The organism is uncultured Rothia sp. (assembly GCF_916715725.1).
Taxonomy (GTDB): domain Bacteria; phylum Actinomycetota; class Actinomycetes; order Actinomycetales; family Micrococcaceae; genus Rothia.
This window is the reverse complement of the sequence record NZ_CAKAPD010000002.1, coordinates 16031-31772: the sequence shown is the minus strand read 5'-3', so window position 1 is coordinate 31772 and position 15742 is coordinate 16031. Positions and strand designations below refer to the sequence as shown.

Here is a 15742-nt window from a genome sequence, read left to right as displayed (position 1 = left end):
AGAATATTCCGTATAGGGTATATGCCCTAGTGAGAGGTAAAAATGTCCCAGATTTTCCCGCTCCCTGACGTGGGCGAAGGCCTGACCGAAGCAGAAATCCTCAGCTGGAAGGTGGCAGTCGGCACCGAGGTCGCCATCAACGACGTCCTCGTCGAAATTGAAACCGCGAAGAGCGTCGTGGAACTTCCCTCGCCCTTCGCCGGCACCGTCGAGGCGCTGCTCGTTGCCGAAGGCGAAACCGTTGAGGTGGGCACCCCGATCATCAGCATCTCCGGTGGCGACAACGCACCCGCAACCCCGGCGGCACCCGCCGCGGCAGAGGCTGAGTCCGGCACCGCACTGGTCGGCTCCGGCCCCAAGGCGGACGCTGTGAAGCGCCGCGCCCGCAAGCGCCCCGCCTCCGCATCCCAGCCCGCACAGGCTGCTACGGCACCGGTCGCACCGACTGTTCAGGCACCCGTGGCGCACACCCCCACCGACTCGGTGAACCGCAACCAGGGCCTGCTGAGCGAGCTGGCTGAGCGCGCCTCCCGCTTTGTGGAGAACACCCCGCTGAACTCGGTGGTGCAGCGTCTGGCGCCCGAGCCCGCAGCGGCTCCCGCACCGACTTTGGCTCCCGAGCAGGTTCCGCACCGCCCGACCCTCGCGCCGCCTCCGGTGCGTCTTGCCGCAAAGGAGCTGGGTGTTGACCTGGCGAACGTGACCGCTACCGGTGCGCGCGGCCAGGTGACCAAGCAGGACCTCATGAACTATGTGGCGCACCTGAGCGATGTGCAGCATAGCGGCGCCCGCCAGCCGTTCTGGCAGCCCGCAGCCACCCCCGGTGACCGCATTGAGCGCATCCCTGTGCGTGGCGTGCGTAAGGCTACCGCGAAGGCTATGGTTGCTTCGGCGTTTAGCGCCCCGCACGTGTCCATCTTCGTGGATGTTGATGCCTCCCGCACCATGGAGTTCGTGAAGCGCTTGAAGAAGTCCCGCCACTTTGAGGGCGTGAAGGTCACCCCGCTGCTGGTGCTTGCCGCCGCGGTCATTTGGGCTGCTGAGCGTAACCCGCAGGTCAACGCGACCTGGACCGATAGCGAAATCCAGATTAAGCACTTCATGAACCTGGGTATTGCTGCGGCGACCCCGCGCGGCCTGATGGTTCCGAACATTAAGGATGCTCAGGAGCTGTCCCTGCGTGAGCTGGCTATTGCGCTGAACAACCTGACCACTCGCGCCCGTGAGGGTAAGACTCAGCCCGCTGAGATGGCGAACGGTACCCTGACCATTACGAACATCGGTTCGCTGGGTATTGATACGGGTACCCCGATTATTAACCCCGGTGAGGTGGCGATTGTTGCCTTCGGTACGATTAAGCAGAAGCCGTGGGTGGTTGATGGTGAGGTTATTCCTCGCTGGGTGACGACCCTGGGTGGCTCCTTCGATCACCGTGTGGTGGATGGCGACCTGTCGGCTCGTTTCATGGCTGATGTGGCCGCGATTCTTGAGGAGCCTGCACTGCTGCTGGACCACTAGGCGGCACATTTTGGCTAGTCAGCGCCGTATTGCTGGGTAGCTGAGGCTGTTTAGGATACAGATATTTAGATACAGAAAACCTCCGGTACCTTACGCAAGGTACCGGAGGTTTTCTGTATTCTCTAACGCCGAGTTGCGCGCTTAGAAACCTAAGTTAGGCGTCCTCGCGTGCCACCTGATCGTTCGGATACTTGTCCACGCGGTGGTGGTACAGGCGTCCGCACAGGCCGCCGAGGATAGCGCCGAGGAAGCTCAACGCCAGAACCAGCAGAACCGCCAGCAGACCGTTCGCGAAGTCGCCCGCAATGAGCTTCTGCAGGGACAGGGACGCAACACCGTTCTGGAACAGCTGAGGCGCCAGGAAGGTCGCCAGGGATCCGAGGATGAGCGCCATAATCTGCCAGAGCCACACGGCAATGCCCTGCTTTGCGCCGGCGAATCGTGCCATACGACCCGCTGCGTAGCCGCCCACCAGGTAGGCAAAGAAGATGAGCACGCTCAGCGCGACCGCTACCGGTACGGCGTTTGATGTGCCGCTGAAGAGTCGGGAGACCACCGAGGCGTACTCGATGGACTCGCTCTGACCGGTCAGGGTCAGCCACGACTGGATAGCCCACAGGCCACCGTCCATGAGGGAGATGGTAATCAGCCAACCGAGCAGACCGGGCAACAGCTGCATGCGGGAGTATCGGCTCTTCTGCATGGACAGTGCGGTTGCTGCGGTGAGGACGGGCTCTGCGCCCGCCGCGCCTGCGGTACCGGCGGGGGTGGGGATGACGAAGTGGTCATCATCCGCCGGATTAGCCTGCGGGGCGCCGGGTGCCGCATGGGCGTTACCGGGTGCGGGCACCTCGTAGCTTGCCGCTGCGGTCGGTGCGGTAGCGGGGGCCGCAGAAGCATTACCGCGTACGTTGTCCGGGCTGGGGGCTGCGGGCTTGTCGAGCCAACTGAGGTTATCGGTAGCGGGTTCGCCCAAGTCAGCACCGGATTCTGCACTGTGAGCGGCACCGTTTGCAGAGACGACCGGCTGGGTTGCGGTAGCCGCGTCAGTGACGGAGAGAGGCTGGGTCGCATCCTGCGAGGACTGCGCAGAGGACTGCGCCGAGGCGCTCGACTCGCGCGCCTTTTCGTGCGCGCGGCGTGCCGCGTTTAGGTCCTCGTCGGTCAGGACCACGGTGGGGTCGTCGGAGGAGAATGCCGCTTCCCACAGGTCACTTTCGGTGGGGGTGGACGCCGCGGCGGCCGGACGCTGCTGCGGGGTGTTGTTCTGTGCGTTCATTAAATCCTTTGGATTCTAGTCCTGGGTGCTGATTTAGCGGTTGCGGTCAGCGTAGAAGGCGCGTGCTTCTTCCAGGGCTTCTGCGGAGTAGGTGTGCGGGTATGCCGGGCGTTCGTTCTCGTCCAGGGTGCGGATGACGCGGCCGGGGTTGCCTACCACGACGGAGTTTTCGGGTACATCCTCGGTGACGACGGTGCCTGCACCAATCACGGAGTTCTTGCCGATGGTCACGCCGCCCAGGATGATAGCGCCGCCGCCAATCCAGACGTTGTCTTCAACGGTGATGGGCTCGCCGCCTTCCCAGTATGCGGCGCGGTCGACCGGGTTGAGCGGGTGGGTGGGGGTGAGGAACTGTACGTTGTTGCCGACGAGCACGGTGGAGCCGATACGAATCGGGCAGACGTCCAGGAATACGCAGTCGAAGTTGAAGAAGGAGCCGTCGCCAATGTAGGTGTTCACGCCGTAGTCGAAGCGTGCGCCGGGGCGGATGTGGGAGTGCTCGCCCAGGTGGCCGAGGTGTTCACGGTAGACGTGCATTGCCTGCGCCTGCTCGCCGCGTGCGTAGTGTTCTTCAGCGAGGACGGTTGCAGCGTGGATGCGCTTAGTCTGCGCGGCGCATTCGGCGTCGGGCATGTAGGCGGCGCCGGAGACCATGCGGTTGAAGATGTCGCCGTTGGGGCGCTGCGGGGTGTGCATTAGTGGGCTCCTCCCAGAAGGTAAGCAAGTGCGATGATGGCCATTCCGAACAGGATGACGACTCCTCCGGCGATTGCGAATCGTTTGGAAATTTCGCGGAGGAGCTTCTTGAACTGCTCGTCAGTGATGTCTTGCTGTCGTTTACTCATGCTTTAAGTATCCCAGAGTTGCTGGGTTCTGCCTTAGTGTTTCGGTGTTTATTGCGGTATCTGGGGCGGGTGTGCTGTGTGATTTTCAGCGTGGGAAGAAGCGCTGCTGAGTTGAAGCCTGCGGGTGCGGGAAGGCACAATCATTGCATGACTGAGGCTCAGAAGAACACGAACCTGCAGGATGCGGCGGCTCCTGCATCCCCCGCTGGCGCATCCGCTGGTGTAGCTGCTGGTGCGCATCCGTTGGCGCATCGCCCCTGGTTGAAGAACTATACTCCGTGGACTGCCCGCGATATTGAGCTGCCTGAAACCTCGCTGAGCCATCTCATTGACGAGGCGGTTCGCACCGTACCCCATAAGGTTGCGCTGGAGTTCTTTGGCGCGACTACCACTTACGCTGAGCTGGGCGATCAGATTGAGCGTGCGGCGGAGGGTCTGCGCGTGGCGGGTGTGCAGGCGGGTGACCGTGTGGCGCTGATTCTGCCGAACTGCCCTCAGCATATTGCGGCGTTTTACGCGATTCTGCGTCTGGGTGCGATTGTGGTGGAGCATAACCCGCTGTACACGGGTGCGGAGTTGCGCCACATGTTTGAGGATCACGGTGCGAAGGTCGCGATTGTGTGGGATAAGATCGCTTCGCATATTACGGGTCTTCCGGCGGATATCCGCCCGAACCATATTTATTCGGTGAACATGATTTCGGCGATGCCTGCGCTGATGCGTACCGCGCTGAAGTTGCCGTTGAAGAGTGCGCGTGCTTCGCGTGAGAAGCTGACTGGTCCCGCTCCGGGTACTGTGTCGTGGGCTCAGCTGGTGAAGAGTGAGCGTATTGATCCTGCGCATCGCCGCCCGACCGCGCACGATATTGCGCTGCTGCAGTACACCTCCGGCACGACCGGTCTGCCGAAGGGTGTGATGCTCACGCACCGCAACCTGGAGTCTAACGGCCGCATGGGTGAGGCGTGGATTAACCCGGGCGATGACGAGGTGATTTACTCGGTTCTGCCGCTGTTCCACGCGTACGGCATGACCTTGGGTGTGACGATTGCGTCGCTGTGCCGTGCCCGCCTGGTGCTGTTCCCGACCGTGGATATGGACCTGATTTTGAAGGCGATGAAGAAGACCCGCCCGACGATTCTGCCTGCGGTTCCGCCGGTGTATCGCCGCCTCATGGATGAGGCGAAGAAGCGCGGTGTGTCCCTGGAGGGTATCCGTTACGCGGTCTCCGGTGCGATGAACCTGCCGCCTGAGCTGGTTGCCGAGTGGGAGGAAGCGTCCGGCGGTTTCATGGTGGAAGGCTACGGCCTGACCGAGTGCGCGCCGCTGGTGTCCTGCAACCCGCTCAATGACACTCGCCGTGCCGGTTTTATTGGTGTTCCGTTCCCCTCCACCGATATTCGTGTGGTGGACCCGGAGACCGGCGAGGACGTGCCTGATGGTGAAGAGGGCGAGCTGTGGGTGAAGGGCCCGCAGCGTTTTGCTGGCTACTGGAAGCGTGAAGACGAGACGGCTAAGACCATTACTCCTGAGGGCTGGCTACGTACCGGCGATATTGTGCGACTGGATGAGGACTACTTCATTCAGATTGTCGACCGTATTAAGGAAGTCATTATTACCGGCGGTTTCAACGTCTCCCCGACGGAGGTTGAGGTCGCCCTCAAGCAGCACGACATGGTCGCGGATGCGGCGGTAGTCGGTATTCCGCTGCCCGCCGGTGGTGAGATGGTGGTTGCCGCTGTGGTTGCCGCCCCGGGCCGGGTGGTGCAGGAGCATACTCTGCGTGAGCACTGCTATTCGAAGGTGACCCGTTATAAGGTTCCGCGCCGCATCGTGGTGGTGGATGACCTGCCCCGTTCGATGCTGGGTAAGGTTCTGCGCCGTAAGGTGCGTGAGCAGCTGATTGCTTCGGGTGAGTTCGATCAGTAGGCGCTAGCGGCTCGCTGATTGCCCGTTTTATGAACGCCGGCTTGGGTTTTCATACCCTTGCCGGCGTTTTGTGTGCGCCTGAATACACCGATAATGGCGCTTTGTGACCTGGAAATAATCACCGTATGACGAAATATGACAAAATATGACGACCTTGACGTTCTGTGTCTCATGAATAGCTCTTAACTTCCACACCCGCCCCCGCGCGTGCTGTAATTGTCCCATCATCATTCCCATCGGACGTGCTAATACCAACGTCAGCACCCGGCGGAACGCATCATCATTCAACAGAAAGATTCATAGCCGTGAAGAAGTTTGCTGCTGCACTCGCAGTTGTCCCCATGGTCTTTGGCCTGGCAGCCTGCGGTTCCACCAACTCCTCCTCCTCTTCCTCCAGCTCCAAGAAGGTCACCATCGGTGTGGTTGGCTCTGAGAAGTTCAACAAGACCCTGAAGGAAGAAGCTAAGAAGCAGGGTATCGACATTGAGTACAAGGAGTTCAGCGCTTACACCGAGCCGAACCCCGCACTGGACGCCGGTGACATCGACATGAACCGCTTCCAGCACATCGCGTACCTGTCTAACTACAACGTGAGCGCTAACAAGGACCTGCAGATTGTCGGCCCGACCGTCATCTACCCGATGGCTCTGTTCTCCAAGAAGCACTCCAAGCTGGCTGACATCCCCCAGGGTGGCGAAATCGTTATCCCGAACGACACCGTGAACGAAGCACGCGCACTGAAGCTGCTGAAGACCAACGGTCTGGTTACCTTCAAGAACGCTGACGTTGACGCACCCACCATCGACGACGTGGACACCGCTAACTCCAAGGTGAAGGTCACCCCCGTCGACGCAACCCAGACCGTGGTTGGCATGGAGTCTGCTGACGGCGCAGTCGTTAACAACGACTTCCTCAAGGATGCAGGCCTGAAGCCCGCAGACGCACTGGCTCAGGACGACCCCAAGACCGACCCCTCGGCAATCAAGTACGTGAACCTCTTCGTTGCTCAGAAGGACAAGGCTGACGACGAGACCTACAAGAAGATTGTTGAACTCTTCCACTCCAAGGCCGTCATGGACGTCGTTCAGGAAGAGACCCGCGGCACCGCCGTTGAGGTCAACGTGAGCACCGACGAGCTGCGTCAGTCCCTGGCTAACGAAGAAGCCAAGCTGCGCGCTAAGAAGTAATCTTCTCAATACACGCCTCCTCTAGGCATACGCAAAGGCGGTAAGTCTAAGAACCCGATGCGGGTCACGATAGGCTTACCGTCCTTTGCGTAACGGCGTTAAGGCCCTTTAGCGCCCCAACCACGACATTTACGGATACATATTTATGAGTGAACTGGCACAGAGCTTCGGCGACAGCACCTCGCCCATGGTGGTTCTGGACGGAGTCTCCAAGGTCTTCGGCAACGGCCCCAAGGCAGTAGTTGCTGTCGACAACGTCTCCCTCACCATTAACCGCGGTGAAATCTTTGCAATTATCGGCTACTCCGGCGCCGGTAAGTCCACCCTGGTCCGCCTCATTAACGGCCTGGAAACCACCACCAGTGGCACCCTGACCGTTGGCGGCTTCGAAATTTCCGGCAAGCGCGACTCCGAACTGCGCGAAGCACGCACCAACATCGGCATGATCTTCCAGCAGTTCAACCTGATGAACTCCCGCACCGTGCTCGGTAACGTTGAGTTCCCCCTGAAGATTGCCGGCTGGTCTAAGAAGGACCGCCGCGCCCGCGCCCTGGAAATGCTCGAGTTCGTGGGTCTTGCCGACCGTGCAGGCCACTACCCGAACCAGCTTTCGGGCGGTCAGAAGCAGCGTGTGGGTATTGCCCGTGCGCTCGCGACCAACCCCGCACTGCTGCTGGCGGACGAGTCCACCAGCGCGCTGGATCCGGAAACCACTCATGAAGTGCTTGCGCTCCTTAAGCGTGTGAACCGTGAACTGGGCGTGACCGTCGTGGTGATTACCCATGAGATGGACGTGGTCTCCAGCATCGCTGACCGTGTGGCGGTCATGGAGTCCGGTCGTGTGGTGGAGCAGGGCAACGTCTACGACGTCTTCTCCAACCCGCAGACCGACGTGGCGAAGCTGTTCGTGGCAACCACCGTCAAGCTTGCCCCCACCGGCAAGGAGGCGGCTGAGCTGCGCGCTAACCACAAGGGTTACCTCATCAACGTTGAAATCGTGGAGGGTAACCAGGAGCTCGGTAAGGTGCTGTCCTACCTGGGTGCCCGTAACGTCCGCTTCAACATTGTGGGCGGCGGTATTGAGACCCTGCAGGGCAAGGCGTACGGTACCCTCACCCTGGAACTTCTCGGCGAAATCACCAGCATTGATGCCGCTGTTGCTGAACTGAAGACCGTTGCTCGCGTGCAGGAGGTGCGCTAAATGTTTGCTACTACTCTTCCGCTGGCTGCGTCTAAGACTGACTGGTCTGAGTTCCTGCCCGAGAAGCTGCTCCCGGCTATCGGCGATACGTTCTACATGGTGTCTATCACCATGCTGTGTGCCGGTCTGGTTGGCCTGATTGTGGGTGCTCTGCTGTACACCACCCGTGCAGGTAATATTTTCCAGAACCGTTTCGTGTACACGATCCTGAACATTCTGGTGAACGTGATTCGCCCGATTCCGTTCATTATCCTGATTGCGGCGCTGGGCCCGCTGACGAGCGCCGTGGTGGGTACCCGCCTGGGCGTGAACGCTGCGGTTTTCGCGATGAGCTTCGGTGCTGCGTTCGCAATTGCCCGTATCGTGGAGCAGAACATGGTCTCCATTGACCCGGGTGTGATTGAGGCGGCCCGCGCGATGGGCGCTTCGAAGCTGACCATCCTGTTCACCGTGATGATTCCCGAGGCACTTGGCCCGCTAATCCTGGGTTACACCTTCCTCGTTATCGGCGTGGTGGATATGTCCGCTATGGCCGGTTACGTGGGTGCCGGTGGTCTGGGTAAGATCGCGATTGTGGACGGCTACCAGCGCTTCAACGATGAGATCACCTGGGCTGTTGTGGCGATTATTATCGTCCTGGTTCAGCTGGTTCAGTTCATCGGTAACGCACTGGCGAAGAAGGTTATGCGCCGATAAACTCGTACCGCTTAGGTACAAGCTGATAAAGCATAGAAGACCCCCGGTCTGCTCCTGAGGAGTGAACTGCCTCCCGTTTCTTGGACAACGAAAATAAAGTCCAAGAAACGGGAGGCTTTTCATGTCTATCAATCTGGGAATGAGACATGATCGTCTGCTCCGGGAGCAGGCAGCGCAGATGTTTGAGAGAGGATTCGGCTATGGTCTGACCGCCAGGAGGCTTGGTATGTCTGCCGCGACTGTGAGAGAGTGGCAGAAAATGTACCGCGTCATCGGGAAGGACGGGCTTCTTGCCATGGGAGTAAAGCGAACCAAATACGACTATGAGACCAAGGTCGCCGCAGCGGCGGCTGTGGTTGATGGTGGGATGAGTAAGCCCGAGGCGATGGTGCATTTCGGTATTGCAAGCGCAACACCGTTGAAGCAGTGGTGCAGACTGTACCGGCAGGGCGGCGCGCAGGCGCTTAAGCCTAAGCCCAAGGGCAGGCCGAAGGGGTCGGTGCGGGCGTTGCCACCAACGCGTGAGGAAGAACTCGAAGAGCGTGTGCGCAAGCTTGAGGCGCAGGTGGCGTACCTCAAAAAATCGATTGCCCTGAAGGCGCAGAAGCGCTCCCAAACCGGGACAAAGCCCTAGTGGTCGCTGAGCTTTCAGGGCAGGGACACGCGGTGCGTGATCTCCTTGAGGTGGCTGGTCTTGCCAGGTCGAGCTACTACTACGCGCTGGCTCACCCCTGGCAGCCAACCAGAGTGCGGTTACGTCCCAAGGTCACACAGATCTTTTCGCGAACGCCCAACGGGTGTGGTCACAGGCAGGTGGCCATGTGCCTGCGCGCTGAGGCAGGGGTGCGTATCGCTGATAAGACGGTTTTGAAGATGATGCGTCAGATGGGGTTGCGTTGCGGTATACGCCGTGAGAGGGCCTACCGCAGGTACAACTCCTACAAGGGGGATGTGGGGCAAAGTTTCGCCAACATCATCGGTCGCAACTTCACGGCGACTGGTCCTTGGCAGAAACTGGGTACCGATGTTACCGAGTTTAAGCTCTCCTTCGGTAAGGCCTATCTCGCTCCGGTTTATGACTTTGCCAGCAAGGAGATTGTTGCCCACTCGATCTCGATGTGCCCTAATCTTGCCCAGCAGCAAGAGATGCTTCAGGTACTCGTGGATGCCAAGCCTGCAGGGGCTGAGCCGATTTTGCATTCGGATATGGGGTGGCAGTATCAGCACGAGTTCTATGTTAGAACGCTTGCTGATAATGGTTTTATCCAGAGCATGTCACGTAAAGGTAACTGCATTGATAATGGCGCCACTGAGCAGGTCTTTGGGCATCTTAAGGATGAGTTTTTTCGTGGGCAGGACTGGCTGACTTTTGAGAGTTTCAAAGCTGACCTTGATGCGTATATTACGCATTGGAATACAGCAAGGCGGCAGGTAAAGCTTAAGGGCCTGACTCCGGTGGAGTACCGGGTTCAGGCCCTGAGGGAAGCTGCATAGCGGCTACTATTTAAAGCGTCCAAGTTTCGGGGCGCAGTTCAGAGCGGGCCGGGGGTCTTTCTTTGTGTCTGGTTCCTTTGCGCTAGGGGAGGGGACGCTAGCTGCTTAGCCCTGCGCTGCTTCGGACTGCTGCGCCGCCTCAAGCTTGGCGATCCAGGTGCGTGCCGCCTCCCAGAGCTGCGGGTCATTGAACGAATCGAAGCGCCCAAAACCGGCCGGTGCCTTTGCCGGGTCGGTGCCTTCCGGAACGTAAATCATGACCTTCGTACCGGCGTCACGTGCCGCCTGCGCGCCCGCGGGGGAGTCCTCGAACGCCAGCGCCTCGTGACCTTCAAAGCCGAGGCGACGTGCCGCCTCCAGGTACATGTCCGGGGCGGGCTTACCGGCCGGAACGTCGTTGCTGCTGACCCAGGTGCGCACCAGCGGGGCGTAACCGTAGCTTTCCATTTTCAGGGTCAGAATGTTCGCGGTGGAGTTCGACGCCACCGCAACCGGCATGTGCTCACTCAGGAAGCCCAGGAACTTCTGCGCACCCTCAATCAGGTCCACGCCGGAGCTGATGACCTCGTGCTCGGTGGTGAGCAGGTCCTTCATCACGCGTTCATGGTGTTCGGCGTACTCTGCGGAGGCAACATTCGGCTTCTGGCCGTTCTGCGCCTCGTAGGAGAGCAGGGCAAGCTCCTGCGCGACGTCGGCTGCTGCCAGGCCGGTGAGGCGATGCTCCACCTCCTCGGTGAAGGGAACAGACCAGCGGGCGAAAAGCTCACGCTGCACATCGTTCCAGACGGTCTCGGAGTCGAGGAGGATGCCGTCGCAGTCGAAGATTGCGCAGCGGGGGAACCAATCGGAGGGTACTGTGTGTTCAAACATAATGTCAGTCTCTCACAGGGTTTTAGGCTATGGAAGCGGTGGCTCGGTGCGTGAGAAAACATGCAGGGCGCGAACCGGGTGAGGGCACAAAAGCACGCAGTATAAGCACGCAGCACAAAAGTATGCAGCACAAACGCGGGCATAAAGAAACCCTCCCGCCGCATCCAGAACGGACGCAACGGGAGGGCAGAAGCTAAAACAGCTTAGAGAGCGGACACCGGCTTGTGAGTCACCTGACGCATAAACGGAATAGTCGCCAACAGGCCCACATAGACCAGCGCCAGACCCAGCGCAATAGCGCCGAAGGTCATACCGAACATCTTCGTCAGAATCTCACCGGAAAGACCCTGCGCCGCAATCAATGCCGTCAGCGGCAGACCCAGCAGCGCAGAAACCACGCTAATGAGCACCAGCGGACCGAAAACCACGGTAAGGCGCGAAGCCTGCAACATCCTCGTGGGGGTACCCATCATATTCAGCGAAGAGTACAGGGAACCACGCTCGTAAATGGCGGCGCTCTGGTTCAACACTGCGGAGAGAGTGACCAGCAGGTACGAGAAGAACAGCATGAGCAGCATGCCCTGGAACATGTCCGACATGATGGTCATGAAGGGGCCGGCGGCGGGGCCTACCTCCTTCGCCGTTTTGTTCATCTCACCCGCCAGAATCAGGATGGGGCCGAAGAAGGTCACCAAGAAGGTCGACAGCGCCACACCCGAAACCTGACGCCACGCCCCGCGCGGGGACTCTAGCACCGCACGATAACCCAGCAGAACCGACGCCTTCTGGGTCATGCGCACACGAATCTTTGCGTACGCCCACACCAGGAAGGTACCAATCAGGTCGATAGCAACCATCATCAGCAGACCCGGCAGAGCAATGAAAATCGCTAGGTTCTTAATCGCGCTATCGGCACCGCCATCCTGGAAGGGTGAGAACATGCTAAAACCCTTTGAGGTCGATGCCAGAATCATCACGGCAATGACCAGAACAACACCGATACCCAGAGCAATGTAACCGGCGGAACCAGCCTTCGCGCGGGTACGCACACCCAGCGGGCTGATGCTGACCTTCGCCAGACCGAAGAGGGAGCTAAGAGCCGCCAGAACCATACAGCCCAGGAAGCAGTAGAAAATCACGCTCACCGGCAGGAGCATATTCTCAGCACCCAGCGGAACGTTCATGAAGTGCAGGGCGCCAAAGGGGAAAATCAGCACCAGGTAAAGCAACAGACCGATGATGAAACCCACAAGAGAGTACACCAGCGCGTCCGCAACAGACAGACCCACAATCAGGGTCGTAGAAGCACCAATCAGGCGCAGGGATGCCAGACGCTCATCACGGCGGCGGGCACTCAAACGAGCAGCCGAAGCGCCCAGGGTAAAGAGCGGAACAATCAGCACCAGAGCGGCAACCCACGCCAAACCCATGTAGAGCTTCTGAATGCCCATCAGGTTGATCATTTCGTGGTCAACGTTGGCGTGCTCAAGCCACGTACTCAGCGCTTGAACACCACCGGCAACCGTCAAAAACAGTGCCGAGGAGGCGGCAAAAGCCAGCACGGGAAGAATCGCCTGCGAACTCCATAGGGTTCGCTTGGCGAGTAGAGCATAGATTTGCATTATGCACCTGCCTGAGACTGAGCGCCGAGGTTCTGAGCACCGGGGTTCTGAGCGGGAACACCGCCCTGATTATTGCGCTGATCGCTCACAATCTGACCGTCCTGCAGGTACACCACGCGGGAGCACGCCGCCGCCACGTTCGGGTCGTGAGTAACCACCAGCAGAGTCTTACCCTGCTGCGGAATCATGGTCAGCAACAGAGCCATCACCTCACGCGCGGTCTTAGAGTCCAGCGCGCCGGTCGGCTCATCCGCAAAAGTCACGGGGGCACCGTTCACCTGGGAACGGGCAATCGCCACACGCTGAGCCTGACCACCGGACATCTCACCCATACGGCGGTCCAGCATCTGCCCCAGACCCAGACGGTTCAGCAGATCAGCCGAAATGGAACGCGCCTGCTGGCGGGGGACACCGGCAATCATCGCGGCGAGGGAGACGTTCTCCTCCGCGGTCAGCTCGGGAACCAGCAGACCCTGCTGGAACACGAAACCAAACGAGTTAGCGCGCAGGGAGGTACGCTCACGCTCGCTGAGGGACTCCACCGCCACCTGACCGGTCGGGCCGTTGAACAGCACAGAACCGGCATCGAGCTTGATAATGCCCGAGAGCGCATGCAACAGGGTGGTCTTACCGGAACCGGAAGGACCCATAATCGCCACGGACTCACCGGGGAAAATATCCAGGCTCACGTTACGCAGCACCGGGTTATTGCCGTACGACTTGTGCAGGTTACGGGCAGAAATAATCGCACCGCGCGCGAAGGGCGCCTGCTGCATCTGCTGAGGTGCCTGAGCCGGGTAGCCCTGCTGGCCCTGATAGTAGCCCGCCTGACTCTGCTGGTTAGGCTGACCGGGCTGGCCGGGCTGACCCTGCTGAGCGGAATACTGACCGGCAGGCTGCGCCGCCTGCGGAGGGGTCATTGAGTACGGGTTCTGAGCCTGGAACTGCGGGTTCTGGGTTTGAGGACGGTTCTGGGATTGAGGATTCTGCGTCATGACAACCTTCATTGGGTATGAACTAACGGAAGTACTCTTCTATCATCTCAGCTTCTCGGCGGCTCACCCCTCCGTCTGGGGGCTGAAAAATATGGGAATACCCTGAAAAAATTCGCCCGACCGGGCGCTCAACCACCCCGCAGCTCATACCGCGGTATGAGTGCGCTTCATGAGAGAATACGCCTCTTGCCCCCTTGAACTGCGCGGGGGCAATGCCATACTAGAAGGATGACCGACGCACAGAACACCCCCATCATCACTCCGGTAGCCGACCCCGAGGCAGGAACCCGCATCATCTTCCTGCGCCACGGCCAGACCGACTGGAACATCGACCACCGCTTCCAGGGCGGCACCGACATCCCCCTCAACGACACCGGCAGGGAGCAGGTCCGCACCGCTATCGGTGCCCTGCAGCAGGCAGCAGCTGAGGGTACCACCGTGGATGCTATCGTCTCCTCGCCCCTTTCCCGCGCCGTAGAAAGCGCCGAAATCGTAGCCGAAGGCCTGGGCGTACCCTACCGCGGTGCCGTTGACGGCTTCCAGGAACGTTCCTTTGGCGACCTGGAAGGCCAGATTGCTACCCGCGAGCTGATTCTCGCCTCCCGCCAGTCCAATAACGCGTACAACGTGGAGCCGAAGAAGGACTTCCTCGCCCGTTCCCTGGCGGCGCTGAACCGCGTCCGCCGCGAATACGAAGGTCAGACCGTTGTGGTCGCCGCGCACGGCATGCTGATTGCCATGACCATGACCGCCCTGGTCGCTGAGCGCCACCCCGAACTGCTCAACGAGGACGGCATCTACCCGATCCCGGTGAATGCCTCCCTGACCGAGGTGCCCCTGCAGTACCTGGACGACGCCATCGACCGCCTGGTCGTGCAGCACCTCGAACCCGAGCTGGGCCCCGAGGAAGTACCGGCGGGCGCCGAGAACACGACCCTCACCCTGATCCGTCACGGCCAGACCGACTGGAACAAGGCGAACCTCATGCAGGGCATCACCGACATTCCGCTCAACGACACCGGCCGCGAACAGGCACGCACCACCGGTAAGAAGCTTGCCGACATGGGTCTGGAATTCACCGTGCTGGTGTCCTCGCCGCTGTCCCGCGCCCACGAGACCGCGCAGCTGGTCGGCGAGCACTTCGACCTGCAGGTGCACAAGACCTACCCCGAGCTGGTGGAACGCGCCTACGGTGCCGGCGAGGGCCTGGACATTCCCGCCCCCGAACGCCGCGCCCCCGAACGCTACTACCCGAACGTGGAATCCGAACGTGACGTGTACATTCGTGCGGTGCGTACCCTGCGCAATATCGTGCGTGAACTCTCTGAAGCCTCAAGCGAACAGAAGATTATTGCCGTCAGCCACGGCAGCTTTATCCGCCGCGCCCTCTCCGCTGCAGCCGGTGAAGAATGGACCGTGACCGTGCCGAACGCCGAACCGCTCACGATTGACGTGCCGGGCCTGTTCGCGTGGGACTCGACCAAGCAGTTCGACGAGGTGGGTCGCCTTGTTTGGTAAAGGACAACCCGGTAGCGGTCGCTCTAGCGCTCGCGTGTGGCGGCTGATTCTCTGGCCGGTCACGGCGCTGTACTGCGCGGTGGTGGCGAGTATCGTGTTCGCCCCCGTGCACGTGGACGATAACGAGGTTGGCGGCCGCCTGGCACAGCTGCTGGATACCGGTCACGCCGAGGGCTGGCTGCCCGCGTTCATCACCTATTCGAGCATCGAGCAGCTCTCGAACGTCATCATGTTCATCCCGGGCGGGTTTCTCTTCGCCCTGCTGCTCAAGCCGAAGGCTCGCCTGCACGTGCTGTACTTGGGATTTTTGGTCAGCGCCTGCATTGAGACAATCCAGAGTTTCATGCCTGATCGTACCGGCGACCCGGTGGATGTGCTGATGAACGGTTCGGGTGCCCTGCTGGGTGCGGCGGGTGCTTTGGGTGTGCATCGTTGGCGTCGCATGCGTCGCGAACGCAAGGGTAAATAAAGTTCTGTGCCTGTTGGAGGCGCCGGTTCCGAGGGTTCTCGGAGTCGGCGCCTTATGCTTTTTGCCCTGCTGCGAGTGCGCTGGCGGGGTCTATCAACACCGTAGGTGGCGGGGAGGAGCAA

At 60.3% G+C, this 15742-nt stretch carries 15 protein-coding genes; 9 read left to right on the top strand and 6 right to left on the bottom strand.

Features of this window, described 5'->3' with window-relative positions; translation table 11 throughout:
* Positions 1-42 precede the first annotated feature (42 nt).
* The gene (locus tag QZ822_RS02045) at positions 43-1518 is read left to right on the top strand and encodes a dihydrolipoamide acetyltransferase family protein (RefSeq protein WP_294642210.1); all 1476 of its coding nucleotides are present in this window, start codon (positions 43-45) and stop codon (positions 1516-1518) included.
* Positions 1519-1672: 154 nt separating this feature from the next.
* On the opposite strand, the gene QZ822_RS02040 is transcribed toward QZ822_RS02045, so the two are convergent.
* The 3 genes from QZ822_RS02040 to QZ822_RS02030 are packed head-to-tail and all read right to left on the bottom strand — an operon-like array spanning position 1673 to position 3642.
* Positions 1673-2797, bottom strand: a complete 1125-nt coding sequence (locus QZ822_RS02040) for a hypothetical protein (RefSeq protein WP_294642208.1) — start codon at positions 2795-2797, stop codon at positions 1673-1675.
* 33 nt (positions 2798-2830) lie between these two features.
* Positions 2831-3493: a sugar O-acetyltransferase gene (locus QZ822_RS02035; protein ID WP_294642206.1), complete on the bottom strand. Its 663-nt coding sequence runs from the start codon at positions 3491-3493 to the stop codon at positions 2831-2833.
* The gene (locus QZ822_RS02030) at positions 3493-3642 is read right to left on the bottom strand and encodes a hypothetical protein (protein WP_005504480.1); all 150 of its coding nucleotides are present in this window, start codon (positions 3640-3642) and stop codon (positions 3493-3495) included. The genes QZ822_RS02035 and QZ822_RS02030 overlap by 1 nt, the downstream gene beginning before the upstream one ends.
* Before the next feature lie 147 nt (positions 3643-3789).
* Between QZ822_RS02030 and QZ822_RS02025 the strand changes: the two genes are divergently transcribed.
* The 6 genes from QZ822_RS02025 to QZ822_RS02000 all read left to right on the top strand — a co-directional run bounded on the left by QZ822_RS02025 (position 3790) and on the right by QZ822_RS02000 (position 10146).
* The gene (locus QZ822_RS02025; RefSeq protein WP_294642204.1) at positions 3790-5568 is read left to right on the top strand and encodes a long-chain-fatty-acid--CoA ligase; all 1779 of its coding nucleotides are present in this window, start codon (positions 3790-3792) and stop codon (positions 5566-5568) included.
* A 305-nt stretch (positions 5569-5873) separates the two neighbouring features.
* On the top strand, positions 5874-6755 hold the full coding sequence (locus tag QZ822_RS02020) for a MetQ/NlpA family ABC transporter substrate-binding protein (protein ID WP_294642202.1): 882 nt from the start codon (positions 5874-5876) through the stop codon (positions 6753-6755).
* 145 nt (positions 6756-6900) lie between these two features.
* On the top strand, positions 6901-7956 hold the full coding sequence (locus QZ822_RS02015) for a methionine ABC transporter ATP-binding protein (protein ID WP_070846715.1): 1056 nt from the start codon (positions 6901-6903) through the stop codon (positions 7954-7956).
* Positions 7957-8652: a methionine ABC transporter permease gene (locus tag QZ822_RS02010; protein WP_070832128.1), complete on the top strand. Its 696-nt coding sequence runs from the start codon at positions 7957-7959 to the stop codon at positions 8650-8652.
* Positions 8653-8773: 121 nt separating this feature from the next.
* The gene (locus QZ822_RS02005) at positions 8774-9286 is read left to right on the top strand and encodes a helix-turn-helix domain-containing protein (protein WP_294642199.1); all 513 of its coding nucleotides are present in this window, start codon (positions 8774-8776) and stop codon (positions 9284-9286) included.
* A complete protein-coding gene (locus tag QZ822_RS02000; RefSeq protein ID WP_367118624.1) occupies positions 9286-10146 on the top strand; it encodes an IS3 family transposase in 861 nt (286 codons plus the stop codon). The genes QZ822_RS02005 and QZ822_RS02000 overlap by 1 nt, the downstream gene beginning before the upstream one ends.
* A 105-nt stretch (positions 10147-10251) precedes the next feature.
* Here QZ822_RS02000 and QZ822_RS01995 read toward each other — a convergent pair whose 3' ends face one another.
* The 3 genes from QZ822_RS01995 to QZ822_RS01985 all read right to left on the bottom strand — a co-directional run bounded on the left by QZ822_RS01995 (position 10252) and on the right by QZ822_RS01985 (position 13633).
* Positions 10252-11016 (bottom strand): HAD family phosphatase, encoded by a 765-nt coding sequence (locus QZ822_RS01995; RefSeq protein ID WP_294642195.1) that lies wholly within the window; start codon positions 11014-11016, stop codon positions 10252-10254.
* Between the two features lie 203 nt (positions 11017-11219).
* Positions 11220-12638 (bottom strand): FtsX-like permease family protein, encoded by a 1419-nt coding sequence (locus QZ822_RS01990; RefSeq protein ID WP_005508160.1) that lies wholly within the window; start codon positions 12636-12638, stop codon positions 11220-11222.
* Positions 12638-13633: an ABC transporter ATP-binding protein gene (locus QZ822_RS01985; RefSeq protein ID WP_294642193.1), complete on the bottom strand. Its 996-nt coding sequence runs from the start codon at positions 13631-13633 to the stop codon at positions 12638-12640. Before QZ822_RS01985 ends, QZ822_RS01990 begins: the two co-directional genes overlap by 1 nt.
* 228 nt (positions 13634-13861) lie before the next feature.
* Here QZ822_RS01985 and QZ822_RS01980 point away from each other — a divergent pair, with 228 nt between their 5' ends.
* Positions 13862-15151, top strand: coding sequence for a histidine phosphatase family protein (locus QZ822_RS01980; protein ID WP_294642191.1), 1290 nt, complete (start codon positions 13862-13864; stop codon positions 15149-15151).
* A gap of 34 nt (positions 15152-15185) precedes the next feature.
* Positions 15186-15620 carry a VanZ family protein gene (locus QZ822_RS01975; RefSeq protein ID WP_294642189.1) on the top strand — a complete coding sequence of 145 codons (435 nt, stop codon included), beginning with the start codon at positions 15186-15188 and terminating at the stop codon, positions 15618-15620.
* Positions 15621-15742: the final 122 nt, after the last annotated feature.